This is a genomic window from Achromobacter sp. HNDS-1 (assembly GCF_040084795.1).
GTDB lineage: Bacteria > Pseudomonadota > Gammaproteobacteria > Burkholderiales > Burkholderiaceae_B > Achromobacter > Achromobacter ruhlandii.
This window is the reverse complement of sequence record NZ_CP157584.1, coordinates 4,857,671-4,871,630: the sequence shown is the minus strand read 5'-3', so window position 1 is coordinate 4,871,630 and position 13,960 is coordinate 4,857,671. Positions and strand designations below refer to the sequence as shown.

General features: G+C 66.1%; 15 protein-coding genes and 3 tRNA genes. 11 read left to right on the top strand and 7 right to left on the bottom strand.

The window, feature by feature from the left end:
- Positions 1-9: 9 nt before the first annotated feature.
- Positions 10-86, top strand: a tRNA-Met gene (locus tag ABFG95_RS22485).
- Between the two features lie 476 nt (positions 87-562).
- Complete coding sequence (locus ABFG95_RS22480) at positions 563-763, top strand: hypothetical protein (protein WP_348994950.1); 201 nt, start codon at positions 563-565, stop codon at positions 761-763.
- 232 nt (positions 764-995) lie between these two features.
- Here ABFG95_RS22480 and ABFG95_RS22475 read toward each other — a convergent pair whose 3' ends face one another.
- From ABFG95_RS22475 to ABFG95_RS22460, 4 genes are all read right to left on the bottom strand, one after another.
- Complete coding sequence (locus tag ABFG95_RS22475; protein ID WP_100504087.1) at positions 996-1,895, bottom strand: LysR family transcriptional regulator; 900 nt, start codon at positions 1,893-1,895, stop codon at positions 996-998.
- 110 nt (positions 1,896-2,005) lie between these two features.
- Positions 2,006-3,013 (bottom strand): GTP-binding protein, encoded by a 1,008-nt coding sequence (locus ABFG95_RS22470; RefSeq protein ID WP_049072408.1) that lies wholly within the window; start codon positions 3,011-3,013, stop codon positions 2,006-2,008.
- Between the two features lie 29 nt (positions 3,014-3,042).
- Entirely contained in the window at positions 3,043-4,314 is a 1,272-nt protein-coding gene (zigA, locus tag ABFG95_RS22465; protein ID WP_269888804.1) for a zinc metallochaperone GTPase ZigA, read from the bottom strand.
- 341 nt (positions 4,315-4,655) lie between these two features.
- Positions 4,656-4,731: transfer RNA gene (locus ABFG95_RS22460), tRNA-Asn, on the bottom strand.
- A 211-nt stretch (positions 4,732-4,942) separates the two neighbouring features.
- Here ABFG95_RS22460 and ABFG95_RS22455 point away from each other — a divergent pair.
- From ABFG95_RS22455 to ABFG95_RS22440, 4 genes are all read left to right on the top strand, one after another.
- Positions 4,943-5,018, top strand: a tRNA-Thr gene (locus ABFG95_RS22455).
- Positions 5,019-5,214: 196 nt separating this feature from the next.
- Positions 5,215-5,874, top strand: a complete 660-nt coding sequence (locus ABFG95_RS22450; RefSeq protein WP_049077578.1) for a response regulator — start codon at positions 5,215-5,217, stop codon at positions 5,872-5,874.
- Entirely contained in the window at positions 5,871-7,205 is a 1,335-nt protein-coding gene (locus ABFG95_RS22445; protein WP_059269617.1) for an ATP-binding protein, read from the top strand. Before ABFG95_RS22450 ends, ABFG95_RS22445 begins: the two co-directional genes overlap by 4 nt.
- Positions 7,206-7,269: 64 nt before the next feature.
- Positions 7,270-8,724, top strand: coding sequence for a DegQ family serine endoprotease (locus ABFG95_RS22440; RefSeq protein ID WP_348994949.1), 1,455 nt, complete (start codon positions 7,270-7,272; stop codon positions 8,722-8,724).
- Between the two features lie 58 nt (positions 8,725-8,782).
- Here the strand turns inward: ABFG95_RS22440 and maiA are convergent, their stop codons facing one another.
- From maiA to ABFG95_RS22425, 3 genes are read right to left on the bottom strand one after another with little or no spacing between them, the layout of a single operon-like run.
- Positions 8,783-9,427 (bottom strand): maleylacetoacetate isomerase, encoded by a 645-nt coding sequence (gene maiA / locus ABFG95_RS22435; RefSeq protein ID WP_049072401.1) that lies wholly within the window; start codon positions 9,425-9,427, stop codon positions 8,783-8,785.
- A 51-nt stretch (positions 9,428-9,478) separates the two neighbouring features.
- Positions 9,479-10,462 (bottom strand): 4-hydroxy-3-methylbut-2-enyl diphosphate reductase, encoded by a 984-nt coding sequence (gene ispH / locus ABFG95_RS22430; protein WP_059269614.1) that lies wholly within the window; start codon positions 10,460-10,462, stop codon positions 9,479-9,481.
- Positions 10,462-10,938 carry a peptidylprolyl isomerase gene (locus ABFG95_RS22425; RefSeq protein ID WP_080977348.1) on the bottom strand — a complete coding sequence of 159 codons (477 nt, stop codon included), beginning with the start codon at positions 10,936-10,938 and terminating at the stop codon, positions 10,462-10,464. The genes ispH and ABFG95_RS22425 overlap by 1 nt, the downstream gene beginning before the upstream one ends.
- Positions 10,939-10,989: 51 nt before the next feature.
- On the opposite strand from ABFG95_RS22425, the gene radC reads away from it, so the two are divergent.
- The 5 genes from radC (at position 10,990) to ABFG95_RS22400 (ending at position 13,903) form a co-directional block, all read left to right on the top strand.
- Entirely contained in the window at positions 10,990-11,667 is a 678-nt protein-coding gene (gene radC, locus ABFG95_RS22420) for a DNA repair protein RadC (RefSeq protein ID WP_175144369.1), read from the top strand.
- Positions 11,668-11,757: 90 nt separating this feature from the next.
- On the top strand, positions 11,758-12,387 hold the full coding sequence (gene kynB / locus ABFG95_RS22415; protein WP_348994948.1) for an arylformamidase: 630 nt from the start codon (positions 11,758-11,760) through the stop codon (positions 12,385-12,387).
- A gap of 84 nt (positions 12,388-12,471) precedes the next feature.
- Positions 12,472-12,594 carry a hypothetical protein gene (locus ABFG95_RS22410; RefSeq protein ID WP_257721421.1) on the top strand — a complete coding sequence of 41 codons (123 nt, stop codon included), beginning with the start codon at positions 12,472-12,474 and terminating at the stop codon, positions 12,592-12,594.
- Entirely contained in the window at positions 12,591-13,439 is an 849-nt protein-coding gene (kynA, locus tag ABFG95_RS22405) for a tryptophan 2,3-dioxygenase (RefSeq protein WP_054501427.1), read from the top strand. Before ABFG95_RS22410 ends, kynA begins: the two co-directional genes overlap by 4 nt.
- Before the next feature lie 197 nt (positions 13,440-13,636).
- Positions 13,637-13,903, top strand: coding sequence for a type B 50S ribosomal protein L31 (locus ABFG95_RS22400; protein ID WP_006388310.1), 267 nt, complete (start codon positions 13,637-13,639; stop codon positions 13,901-13,903).
- Positions 13,904-13,960 lie beyond the last annotated feature (57 nt).

The window sequence follows — 13,960 nt, the reverse complement described above, 5'->3', positions numbered from 1 at the left end:
TTTCTCAGACGCGGGGTGGAGCAGTCTGGCAGCTCGTCGGGCTCATAACCCGAAGGTCGTAGGTTCAAATCCTGCCCCCGCAACCAAATTGATCAAGGCCTGGCGATTGCGCCGGGCCTTTTTCATTTGCGGCCACTTTGTGCGGCCGGTTTTCAATGGGCGCCAGCGAGTCGGATCGGCAGAAAATCCCGGGGCAGAAAACCCCGGAGAAAGCGCCGAAGACAGCACCGAAGGCACCCCCGGGGAGCGCGCGTGCGCAACCAGCGCGTACGCAACCAGATAGGCGCACCAGCCGCCCGCCTTGCGCCACGGACACGCCTGCGTCCTGCGCCACGGCCCGATTACGGGAACCACGGCAAACACGCGTAGCGGCAGCCCGCACAGCCGCCTGAACCCCGCCATGGGCGCAATGGCTACGGACAGCGCTGGTTTGCGTTTTTCTCACGAGAATCCTGTATGTACTGCCCGTCGCCGCGGAATCACGCGGCGAGAATCGCGCCATTCGAAATGGCTGCGCGCATGCCCCGGCTCAGGCGGGGACAAATCCGCCGACGACAAATCCGTGAAAGACAAATCCTGTCGACGACAAATTCGTTCAAGCAAAATCTGGAAAAGCTGGCAAATATGCCAACACGCCTGCGGATCGCGCCACTACCCGGCACTTTTTTCCGCGGCAATCGATATTGCGGCAATCGATATCAAGAACCTGAATCTTCAGGCATCGGCCACCGGCGCCTCGCGCCTGCGGTCGCCATCCGGATAACCCGGCGCGCCTCCCCTGGAGCTCGTGGTGCCCGGCCTTGCCCGGCCCCGACTCGCAAGCCGGAACCCGATATACCGGAACCACGATTCTTGGATGTTAAGACTACATGCTAGCGGACATTGGCAAAAGCCCTGATGCACAGCGCCCGGCCTGTCGAGGCAGCACCCAAATTATACCGTTATATACCCCGCCCTCAAGCCACGCGCCCGAATCGCGCCACGCCGGACACTGCCTAGGGCTGGTCCCAGGGCGCCGAACCGAGCCTTTCCACCAGGAAATCGAGCATCGAACGCAGGATCAGGGGCATCTGCCTACGCGACGCATAAACCCCATAGATGCCGAGTTCCTGCGGCCGGGCCTGCGTCAGGATTGCCTTCAGGCGTCCTTGCGCCACGTATTCCGCGGCATAGTAGGTCGGCAACATGGCGATGCCCGCACCCTCAAGGGCAGCCTGCAACAGCACCGAAACCTCGTTGGCGCTGATGTTGCCGCTGACCGGCACGTCCACCGGTACGCCATCGCGCTCGAAGCGCCACAGGCTCTTGCCGAAATAGGAGTGGGTCAGGCAATTGCGCAGAGACAGGTCCTCGACCCGCGCCGGCTCGCCCTCGCGCCGCAGATACTCGGGCGAGGCGCAGACGACCGACCGGCACACGGCCAGCTTGCGCGCGATCAGGTTGGGATCCAGGTCATTGGTGATGCGCACCGCAAGGTCGACCCGCTCCTCGACCAGATTCACCGCGCGCTCGACCAGCATCAGGTCGACCGACGTGCCCGGGTGCAGCTTGACGTAGTCGGTGACCACCTTGGCCAGGTGGCGCGAACCGAACGACATGCTGGTGGTCATGCGCAACAGGCCGCGCGGCGTATCCTCGGGCGTCGATACGGCATTTCGCAGGTCGCCCACCATGTCGAGCATCTGGCGGCAACGGGGCAGCGTTTCCGCCCCGGCCGGCGTCAGGCTGAGGCGCCGGGTGGTGCGATGTAGCAGGCGCACGCCGACCCACTGCTCCATTTCCGCGAGATAGCGGGACACCATCGCGCGCGACATATCCAGATGGACCGCCGCCGCCGACAAGCTACCCCTGTCGGCGACCTCCACGAATACTTGCATCGCTTTCAATCGGTCCATGATTGTCTCGATTCTTGCACCAGACTTTCCGGTTATACCGTATTTCCGTGCACTTTCCGCACCTTGCAGGACTGGTGCCGGACCATTTCAGGCCCTGGAGCGACGGCGGGTCACGCGGGGAATTGCCCCAGCGCGGCACAGGCCTGCGCCCGCACCTCGGCCACGTCCGCGCCCTGGACGATATAAACCAGCCGCGACTGCCGCTCATCGCCCGGCCATTGCGGCAACGGACGGATCGGATACAACTCGCCGTGCACGCCATGCACCTCGCAAGGCAGCGCCTCCCCTTCGAAGCACACCAGCCCCTTCATCCGCAACAGCGCCTGACCGAACCGTTCCTGCACGCGCGAAACGCCCGCCAGGAAGGCCGCGCGACCGATCGGCGCGGTCAGCGTCAACGAGAAACTCGCCACCTGGGCATGGCGCCCGGACATTGGCTTGGCAAATGCCTGTAGCCACCCCGCCAGGTCGGCCCCGTCACGCCGCGCCTGCGTGTCCGGCCCCTCGCGCAACGCCTCCACCACCGGCGCATCGGTACGCTGAACACAGCGCCGCGCGCCGGGATTGATCGCGGTCACGAGCTGCTCGACATGCCGCAATTGCGCCGCATCCACCAGATCGGATTTGCTGAACACGACCGTATCGGCCAGGGCCAGCTGCCGCAAGGCTTCGGGCTGCGTTTCCAGCTGGCGCGGCCCGAGCCGCGCGTCCACCACCACGATCGCCCCCTGATAGGCGTAGCGCTCGGCCAGGAAACGGTCATGCTTGAGCGTAAAAAGCACGGGCGCCGGATCCGCCAGGCCGCTGGTCTCGATCAGCACCCGCCGGAACGGCCTGATACGACGCTTCAGGGCCAGCATGAACAACTCGCGCAGGGTATCGGCCACCGCGCCACTGGCCACGCAGCACAGGCAACCGCCCTCGATCAGCACGATATTGTCCTGCGCCAGACGCACCAGGTGATGATCCACGCCGATGTCGCCGTACTCGTTGACGATGACCACGGCGTCGGCATAGGCCGGTTCGCGCAGCAGACGATTGAGCAGCGTCGTCTTGCCGCTGCCCAGGAACCCTGAAATCACCGTTACGCCTATGCGCTTATCGCCTTCCAATCCCATGCCTCGCACCGGCTTGCGCGCCGCCCTCGCTATTGCGCCGCGCCCCAGATGGGGAACGGATCCCGAATCGTAGCCAATTCGTCGGCCGGTCGGGACATTTCCTCCTGCGTCATCAGGCAGGCCTGCAGGCGCGCCCGCAGTTCCGCTTCGTCCATGCCGATGCCAATCAGCACCAGCTCCTGGCAACGGTCGCCATAGATGGGATCCCAATCGGCGACGATGCGGGCCCGCGAATCCGCATCCTCGGGCCAGCGCTCGCGCGGCAGGGCCGCCCACCAGTAACCCGCCGCGCCGTGGCGCGTGACCGGGCCGGCCTGCGACCACGAAGCCGCGAACGCCGGCCGCGTCACCAGCCAGAAATATCCCTTGGATCGCACCACGCCAGGCCATTCCTCCTGCATCCAGTCCCACAGGCGCTGGGGATGGAAGGGCCGCCGGGCGCGGAACACGAAGCTGCCGATGCCGTATTCCTGGGTCTCCGGCACATGCTCCCCGCGCAGTTCCCGCAGCCAGCCGGGCGCCTGCGCCGCCGCCTCGAAATCGAAGCGTCCGGTATCCAGAACGCGGCCCAGCGGCACTTTGCCGAAGGCTCCATGCACGATATCGGCGCGCGGATTGAGCTTGCGCAGGATGGCCTCGAGCCGCGCCAGCTCGTCCGGCGCGATCAGATCGGTCTTGTTCAGCACCATCACGTCGCAGAACTCCACCTGCTCGATCAGCAGGTCCACCACCGTGCGCCGATCCTCGTCGCCGAGGGTTTCGCCACGCGCGGCCAGGCTATCGTGGCTGGCGTAGTCGCGCAGGAAATTGAACGCGTCCACCACCGTCACCATGGTGTCCAGGCGCGCCACATCGGACAGGCTGGTGCCGTCCTCGTCCCGGAAGGTGAAGGTCTCGGCGACCGGCAGCGGCTCCGAGATGCCGGTCGACTCGATCAGCAGGTAATCGAAGCGCCCCTGCGCGGCCAGGCGCCGGATCTCGATCAACAAGTCTTCACGCAAGGTACAGCAGATGCAACCATTGCTCATTTCCACCAGCTTTTCGTCGGCGCGCGACAGCGCCGCCCCGCCCTCACGCACCAGCCTGGCATCGATATTGACCTCGGACATGTCATTGACGATGACCGCCACCCGCCGCCCTTCGCGGTTGTTCAGCACATGATTGAGCAAGGTGGTCTTGCCCGCGCCCAGGAAGCCGGACAGCACCGTCACCGGCAGGCGGCCATCCCCCTGCCCGCGCCCCGGGACCGCCGCCACCTTTTCACTCCCGCCCACATCCACACGCTCATCGCTCGTCCGCATGATGACTCCATCCGAAAAATTTCCACGCCAAAATAGAAATGTTATTACATAACACACCCCAAAGGCGAAAACGGCTCATGCAGCCGGGCGAAGGTCGCGTTGCCGACGATCTCGCGCGCCCCGCAGGCGGGTCGGAGCAACCAGGGAAGAATGGGAAAGGAACGACGCAAACGACCCGCCCGAACCACGCGGCGGGAACAGCGCGACAGGCGCGCGCATCCGAAAATTCGCGCCGGCGATGCACGCCCGGAAGCCCGGAAAGCGATGCGCGGAAAATCACGCAAAAAACCACGCGCAAAACCAAAAGGGCCACTCACTTGCGTGAGTGGCCCTGAATTCTTTGGCTCCCCGAGCTGGGCTCGAACCAGCGACCTGCGGATTAACAGTCCGTCGCTCTACCGACTGAGCTATCGGGGAACTGCTAAGAAACGAGATTATGAAGGAAAAATTCGAAGTGTGCAAATCCGATCTTTTTTCACGCACACCGCGCGCCCTGTTTCCCATTGCAGAAAAACTCTGATATGATTTCGGTCTTTCCAGATCGGGCCCCATAAACAGGGCATGAACTGCGAAGAAAAAGATGTTTTGCTTGAACTTCTGGCTTGCCGGAAACGAAGCAAATGGTCTTGCCGGCATAGCTCAGTTGGTAGAGCAGCGCATTCGTAATGCGAAGGTCGTAGGTTCGACTCCTATTGCCGGCACCAGAATTCAAGAAGCAGCCCACCCGGGCTGCTTTTTCATTTCTGGCGCGGTGATCCCTCTCTGAAAACACGCAGGGAAGCCCGGTATCCCCCCGCCTTCCAGCATCGTCGCCCCCCCCGTTCGCCAGATGGCCTTGCGGGAACTCCCGTCTCGCCGCGCGCGTCCAACCCGTTGGATTCCCCCATGGCGACGACTATCATGCGCATCCTTCTCGTCGAAGACGACACCATGATCGGTGAAAGCGTGCTGGACTGCCTGCGCGCCGAGCACTACGCCGTCGATTGGGTCAAGGACGGCCATGCGGCCGACCTGGCCCTGAGCACCGATCCTTACGACCTCGTGCTGCTGGACCTCGGGCTGCCTCGCCGCGATGGCCTGACCCTGCTACGCGAACTGCGCGCCCGCAAGGACCGCACGCCCGTGCTGATCGCCACCGCCCGCGACGCCGTCAGCGACCGCATCGCCGGCCTGGACGCCGGCGCCGACGACTACATCGTCAAACCCTACGACGTCGACGAACTGCTGGCCCGCATGCGCGCATTGATCCGCCGCAGCGCGGGCCGCGCCGAACCGGTGTTCGAGCACGACGGCATCACCATCGATCCGCAAGCGCATGCCGCCACGGTCGACGGCACCCCCGTGCCACTGACCGCGCGCGAATGGGCGGTGCTGGAGCCGCTCATCGCCCGGCCAGGCATGATCTTCTCGCGCGCCCAGCTCGAGGAAAAGCTGTACAGCTGGAAGGACAGCGTCAGCAGCAACGCGGTTGAGGTTTATATTCATGGCCTGCGCAAGAAACTGGGTCAGAACCTGATCCAGAACGTCAGAGGCGTCGGCTATGTCATCCCCAAAACATGAGCATTCCGCTTAGTTACTCGCTGCGGGCCCGGTTGCTGTTCTTCCTGCTCGCCGCGATCGCGGTCGGCGCGCTGGTGCAAGGCACCATCGCCTATCGCAGCACCTTGCAGCAGGCCGACGACATCTTCGACTCGCTGCTGCAGCGCACGGCGCTGTCGCTGGGCACGGGCGACGGGCTGCTGCGCATGGGCCCCTCCCATGCCAAGGGCTCGGGCACGCCGATGGCCGATGACCTCATCATCCAGATCTGGACACCGGACGGGGTGCGTGTATTCAACTCGCGTTCGCGCCGCCCGCTGCCCGACCAGATCATCCTGGGATTCGCCGATACCGAGGTCGAAGGCAGCACCTATCGCGTCTATTCACTGGCGACGCCGTTTCAGGTGATCCAGGTGGCGCAGGACATGCAAGTGCGCAAGCGCATGGCCGGCGCGCTGGCCTGGCGCACGGTGGCGCCGATCGCGGCGGCCGCGCCGCTGCTGATGCTGATCGTCTGGTGCGTGGTGAGCTGGTCGCTGCGGCCGGTCAAGCGCGCCCGCGCGCAGGTGGCCGACCGCCGGCCCGAGGATCTGTCGCCGATCAACGTGCCCGACCTGCCCGACGAGATCCGGCCGCTGATGCAGGAATTGAACCTGCTGCTGGAACGGATGCGCGGCGCCTTCGCCCAGCAGAAGCAATTCGTCGGCGACGCCGCGCACGAACTGCGCTCGCCGCTGGCGGCGCTGACCCTGCAACTGCAATCGCTGCGCCGCGCCCCCGATGACGCCAGTCGCCAGCTCGCCGAGCAACGGCTGGCGACCGGCATCGAGCGCGCCACGCGACTGGTGGAGCAATTGCTGTCCATGGCGCGCCAGGAAAACACCGCCGAATCCCTCCCCGCCGAACCGGTCGACCTGGCCGATGCCTTGCGCCTGGCATTGTCCGAAACCCTGGCCGCCGCCAATGCCAAGGACCTGGCCGTCGAAATGCGCGGCGAACCGCAAGCCTGGATACGTGGACGCCGTGACGACCTGGTGCTGCTGGCGCGCAACCTGCTCGACAACGCCATCAAGTACACGCCGGCCGGCGGCCACATCGACATCCGGCTTGAAACCTCGGCCGACCAGGTCCTGCTGCTGATCGATGACAACGGCCCGGGCATTCCACCCGAGGAACGCGGCCGCGTGTTCGACCGCTTCTACCGGATCGAGGGCAATACCCAGCATGGCAGCGGCCTGGGGCTGGCGATCGCGCGCGCCGTCGCGCAGCGCCATGGCGCCACCATCACGCTGGAGGACGCGCCCGACGGCGGCCTGCGGGCCAAAGTCAGTTTTCCGCGCGCGCCGACTTAAGATTCACCTAAGTGTCAGGCCCGAAGATAGCGCCATGTCCCCACACATGAACGCAGGAGCCGACATGAAGACTTCGCAGATCAAACCCTCGCGCCTGGTGCTGGCGCTGCTGGCCGCCGGCGCGATAGGCGGCGCGGGTGCCGCCGCCACGTTCGGCGGCGTTTCGATGGCCGCCAGCGCCCCGGCCAGCACGGCCTCCCCGGTCGCGGCCGCAGCGCCGGGCGCCGCGATGATGGTCGCCCCCAATTTCGCCCAGATCACGCGCGACTATGGCCCCGCCGTCGTCAACATCAGCATCAGCGGCACGCGCAAGGTATCCGATGACGACGACCCCTTCGCCCAGTTCTTCGGCCAGATCCCCGGCGCGCGCGGCGGCATGCCGGCGCGCGAAGTGCCGATCCGCGGCGAAGGCTCGGGTTTCATCGTCAGCAGCGACGGCATCATTCTGACCAACGCCCACGTCGTGCAGGGCGCCAAGGAAGTGACCGTCAAACTGACCGACCGCCGCGAATTCCGCGCCAAGGTGTTGGGCGCCGATCCGCAGACCGACGTGGCCGTCATCAAGATCGACGCCAAGAACTTGCCGGTGGTGAAGGTCGGCGACGTCAACCAGTTGCAGGTGGGCGAATGGGTGCTGGCCATCGGCTCGCCCTACGGCCTGGAGAACACCGCCACCGCGGGCATCGTCAGCGCCAAGGGGCGCTCGCTGCCGGACGACACGTCGGTGCCGTTCATCCAGACCGACGTGGCGGTGAACCCCGGCAATTCCGGCGGCCCGCTGTTCAACGACCGCGGCGAAGTGGTCGGCATCAATTCGCAGATCTACAGCCGCACCGGCGGTTTCCAGGGCCTGTCGTTCTCGATCCCGATCGACGTGGCGTACAAGATCAAGGACCAGATCCTGGAACACGGCAAGGTGCAGCATGCGCGCCTGGGCGTGACGGTGCAGGAGGTGAACCAGGACCTGGCCAACTCGTTCAAGCTCGATACGCCGTCCGGCGCGCTGGTCTCGAGTGTCGAGAAAGGCAGCGCGGCCGAGAAAGCCGGCCTGCAGCCCGGCGACGTGGTGCGCAAGATCAACGGCCGCACCATCGTGTCGTCCGGCGACCTGGCGTCGCTGATCACGCTGGCCACGCCGGGCGAGAAGATCACGCTGGACCTGTGGCGCAACGGCGCGCCCAAGGAAGTCGTGGCGACGCTGGGCGGCGTGCCGAAGGACCGGACGCAGGCCGCCGGCGACAGCCGCGACGTGCAGAAGGGTCAGCTCGGCCTGGCCTTGCGCCCGCTCTCGCCTCAGGAGCAGGAGGCCTCGGGCACGCAGGGCCTGCTGATCGAGCAATCGGCGGGTCCGGCGGCCAAGGCCGGCATCCAGCCGGGTGACGTGCTGCTGTCGCTCAATGGCGTGCCGGTGCACAACATCGGCCAGGTCAAGGACGCGCTGTCCAAGGCCGGCAAGACGGTGGCGCTGCTGGTGCAGCGCGGCGAAGACAAGATCTTCGTGCCGGTGCAGTTGGGCTGAGCCCGATCGACGAGCAGGCGGCGGGCCGGCCGGGAAGACATCCCGGCCGGCCCGCGTCTCATTCGGCGTCGGGCTGCCTGCCCGGTGCGGCGGCATCGAACGCCGGCAATTCGCGGCAGGCGGCGTCGATGCGTACCACCGTGGGCATCGCGCTCAGGTCGCATTCGAAGCGGCGCGCGTTGGCCACCTGCGGCACCAGGCACAGATCGGCGATGGTCGGGGTGTCGCCGTGGCAGAACCTGCCGGTGGCGGCCGAGCCGGCCAGCTGCGCCTCCAGGGCTTCCAGGCCCTGGCGCACCCAATGTTGATACCAGGCCGTCTTGGCGGCCTCGTCCACGCCCAGCGTGTGCTTGAGGTACTTCAGCACGCGCAGGTTGTTCAGCGGATGGGTATCGCAGGCGATGCCCAGCGCCAGGTCGCGCACGCGCGCACGGCCGATCGCGTCGGCCGGCAGCAGCGGCGCCTGCGGATGCGTCTCTTCCAGGTATTCGATAATGGCCAGCGACTGGCCGATCACGGCATCGCCGTCGACCAGGGTGGGCACCAGCGCCGTCGGGTTGACCTTGCGGTAGTCGGCCGACAATTGCTGACCGCCGTCCTTGAGCAGGTGCACGGCCAGGTATTCGTACGGCAGGCCCTTCAGATTCAGCGCGATGCGCACGCGATACGCGGCCGAGCTGCGGAAATAGCTGTACAACTGCATGGAGTCTCCTCGATTCTTGTTCGGCGCGACGCCCGCGGCGGGGCGCCGCGACTATTCCAGCGATTCGGTCTGCACGGCCTTGCGCGACAGGCCCTTGGGCAGCGGGAACGCCACGTTCTCTTCCAGGCCCGGCATGGTGCGCACCGACACCGCGCCCAGTTCCTTGACCCGCGCGATGACCTGCTGCACCAGCACCTCGGGCGCCGAAGCGCCAGCGGTCACGCCGATGCGCTTGCGGCCCTCGAGCCAGGCCGGGTCGATGGAATGCGCGCCGTCGATCAGGTAGGACGCCACGCCCTTGCGGTCCGCCACTTCGCGCAGGCGGTTGGAATTGGAACTGTTGGGGCTGCCCACCACCAGCACCAGGTCGCATTCGGGCGCCAGCACCTTGACCGCGTCCTGGCGGTTCTGGGTGGCGTAGCAGATGTCGCTTTTCTTGGGCTCGACAATGCTGGGAAAGCGCGCCTTCAGCGCCTTGGACACGGCGGCGGCGTCGTCCACCGACAGCGTGGTCTGCGTGACGTACGCCAGATTCTCGGGATCGGTGACCTGCAGGCCGGCCACGTCCTCGACCGTCTCGACCAGGTACATGCCGCCCTGGGCCTGGCCCAGCGTGCCTTCGACCTCCGGATGGCCCTTGTGGCCGATCATGATGATCTCGCGGCCGGCCGCGCGCATGCGCGCCACCTCGATATGCACCTTGGTCACCAGCGGGCAGGTGGCGTCGAACACCTGCTGCCCGCGCGCCTCGGCTTCGGCCCGCACCGCCTTGGACACGCCGTGGGCCGAGAACACCACGATGGCGCCCTTGGGCGCGTCGTCGAGTTCGTCGATGAAGATGGCGCCCTTGGCGCGCAGGTCTTCGACCACATAGCGGTTATGGACGATCTCGTGGCGCACGTAGATCGGCGCGCCGTGCAGTTCGAGCGCGCGCTCGACGATATCGATGGCGCGATCGACGCCGGCACAGAAGCCGCGCGGCTGGGCCAGCACGACTTCGGCATCGGCGGCGGTGACAGGTACGACCTGGCTCATCAGAGAACTCCCAGCAGCGCCACGTCGACCCGCAACCGCACGCCCGCGAGCGGGTGGTTGAAATCGAACAGCGCCGATTCCTCGTTGATTTCCTTCAGGACGCCCGAATAGCGGCCGCCGTTGGGCGCGGCGAATTCGACCAGGTCGCCCGGCTCGAAGGTCGCGTCGGCGCCGGCGTGCTCGGCGAGCATCTTGCGGGTGACGCGCTGGATCAGGTCGGGATTGCGCTCGCCATAAGCGTCGGCCGGCTCCAGCGTGACGCTGAAGCGGTCGCCCTCGGCCTTGCCCAGCAAGGCGGCCTCCAGGCCCGGCGCCCACTGGCCGCTACCCATCTGCAGGGTCGCGGGACGGCCGTCGAAGGTGTCGGTGAACACCGAGCCCTCGCCCGGCCCGGAGGCCAGCGTGATGCGGTAGTTCAGCGTCAGGTAGGAGTCCGGACGGACCAAAACGTTCACTTCGTTAGAGGCGATGCTCAAGATCTGCCACCGTATTCAGACAGTAAATAAACCCTGATTTTAGAGCCTCTTATGAAATTGTCTGCGCGGGTGCCCAAAGCCGACCGTCCCCGAGAGCGCCTGCTGCGCCTGGGCGCCTCGGCGTTACAAAATGCCGAACTGCTGGCCATCGCCCTGCGCACAGGGGTGCCGGGCCTGAATGTGCTGGATCTTTCCTGCCAATTGCTGGACCGTTTCCACGGCCTGCGCGGGCTGCTGGGCGCCTCCCCGGAGGAACTGCAGGCGGTTCCCGGCCTGGGCTCGGCCAAGGCCTGCGCCCTGGCGGCCATCCTGGAGATGGCCAAGCGCGCGATCGAAGAAGAACTGGCGCGCGACAGCACGCTCGACCACCCCTCGCGGGTCAAACAATACTGCCGGGTCACGCTGGCGCACCGCCGTGTCGAGCACTGCATCGCGCTGTACCTGGACAGCCAACTGCGGCTGATCGCCAGCGGCGAACTGGCCCGCGGCACGCTATCGCAGGCCTCGGTGTATCCGCGCGAAGTCGTGCGCGAGGCCCTGCGGCATCACGCCGCCGCGCTGATCGTGGCGCACAACCACCCTTCCGGGCTGGCCGAGCCGAGCGCCGCCGACCTGGCCTTCACGCGTCACCTCAAGCAAGCGCTGGCGCTGGTGGATGTCGCCCTGGTCGACCACCTGATCGTCGCCGGCGACGCGGTCAGCTCGATGGCGGAACTCGGCCGCATCTGAGGGGCTGCGCGCCCTGCGGGAATTCGTTAGACTACGGCCCGATATTGCTTTAGGCTTAACCTAATTCCGCTTTCGCGATCCGCGCCTTCCATGAAACGCCTGTGGGATATCTCCCCTCCCGTGTCCACGGCCTCGCCCGTGTTTCCCGGCGATACCCCGTATCGCCAGGAATGGAAGTGGTCGCTCGCGCCCGGCTGTCCGGTCAACGTCAGCGAAATCACGCTGTCGCCCCACGTGGGCGCGCACGCCGATGCGCCGCTGCACTACCAGAACGGCGCCGCCGCCATCGGCGCGGTCTCGCTCGAACCCTTCCTGGGGCCCTGTCGCGTCATCCATGCCATCGACTGCGGCCCCGTGATCACGCCGGAGCACCTGCTCCACGCCGCCAACAATCTGCCCCCGCGCGTCCTGGTGCGTACCGCCAAGCATGCCGCGCAGGAGTGGTGGACGGACGACTTCTCGGCCTACGCGCCCCAGACCATCGAATGGCTGGCCGAACGCGGCGTCATGCTGATCGGGCTGGATACCCCCAGCATCGACCCCGCGTCCAGCAAGACCCTGGACAGCCATCACACCATCCTGCGGCACGACATGCGAGTACTGGAGAATCTGGTGCTCGACGATGTGCCGGAGGGCGATTACGAACTGATCGCACTGCCGCTGGCTTTGATCCAGGCTGACGCCAGCCCGGTGCGCGCCGTCCTGCGCGAATTGGGCTGAAACACCGGCCACGGGCCGGCCGTGCGCAACGCGGCGCGACGTTCACGCCGCCCGTCCGGCCGTCCCCATTCGAGAAGCAAGATCATGACCACACCGCTCAACCCGCGCATGGCGCTCGCCTGCGCCCGCCTGCCGTTCAACGGCTGGCGCAGCCTGCCCGCGTCCGCCCGCCGCGCCGCCCCGCCCTGCCAGGGAGGCCTCGCATGAGCCAAGCCCAACGCCCCGAAGACATTGTCCACGAGGAAAAAGCGCAGCTGGATTTCACGCGCGACATGACCTACGGCGATTACCTGCACCTGGACGAACTGCTGGGCGCGCAGCACCCGCTGTCGCCCGAGCACAACGAAATGCTGTTCATCATCCAGCACCAGACCAGCGAACTCTGGATGAAGCTGATGCTGCATGAGCTGCGCGGCGCCATCGCCAACCTGGCGGCGGACCGTCCGCAGCCGGCCTTCAAGATGCTGGCGCGGGTCAGCAAGATCATGGAACAGCTGGTCCACGCCTGGGACGTGCTGGCGACCATGACGCCGCCCGAGTACTCCGCCCTGCGTCCCTACCTGGCGCGCTCCAGCGGCTTCCAGAGCTACCAGTACCGCCAGATCGAATTCCTGCTGGGCAACAAGAACGCCGCCATGCTCAAGCCGCACGCGCACCGCGCCGACCTGCTGGCGCAGGTGCAGCGCGCTTACGAGGCGCCCTCGCTGTACGACGAATCGCTGCGCCTGCTGGCGCGGCACGGCGTGGCGGTGCCGGCGGACCGCCTGGAGCGCGACTGGACCCAGCCCTACCAGGCCTCGGAAGGCGTCGAGCAGGCTTGGCTGACGGTCTACCGTGACACCGAGCGCTACTGGGACCTGTACCAGCTGGGCGAAAAGCTGACCGATCTGGAAGACGCCTTCCGCCTGTGGCGTTTCCGCCACGTCACCACGGTCGAGCGCGTCATCGGCTTCAAGCGCGGCACCGGCGGCACTTCTGGCGTGGATTATCTGCGGCGCATGCTGGAAGTGGTGCTGTTCCCGGAGATCTGGAAACTGCGCACCGATCTGTGATCGGCGACATCATCCGTCCCCAGATGAAAAGCCGGGCGCTCCCTGACAGAGCGGCCCGGACTGCGCGCCCCTGCCGGCGATTCCCATGCTAGAATGCGCAGTTACTTTTCGGATACGTGGCAAGAACGCCTGAAAGCGGTTCGTGCTGGCGACCCTAACTTTTGACATGACTCCCTTGGGAGTCCTAGGAAAGCACCATGAAAGAAGGCATTCACCCCGAATACCGCGAAGTCGTCTTCGCCGACCTGCAAACGGGCAGCAAGTTCATCACCCGCTCGACCGTCCAGACGCGTGAAACCATCGAACTCGATGGCAAGACGTACCCGCTCTTCAAGTGCGACGTGACCTCCGAATCGCACCCGTTCTACACGGGCGCCCAGACGCGCATCGTCGAGACCGGCCGCGTGGAAAAGTTCCGCGCCCGTTTCGCCCGCACCGCTGGCACGGTCAAGTCCGCTTCCTGATCCTGTTGCTCCTACGGGAGTCACAGCAAAAAGGCAGCCTCCGGGCTGCTTTTTTTT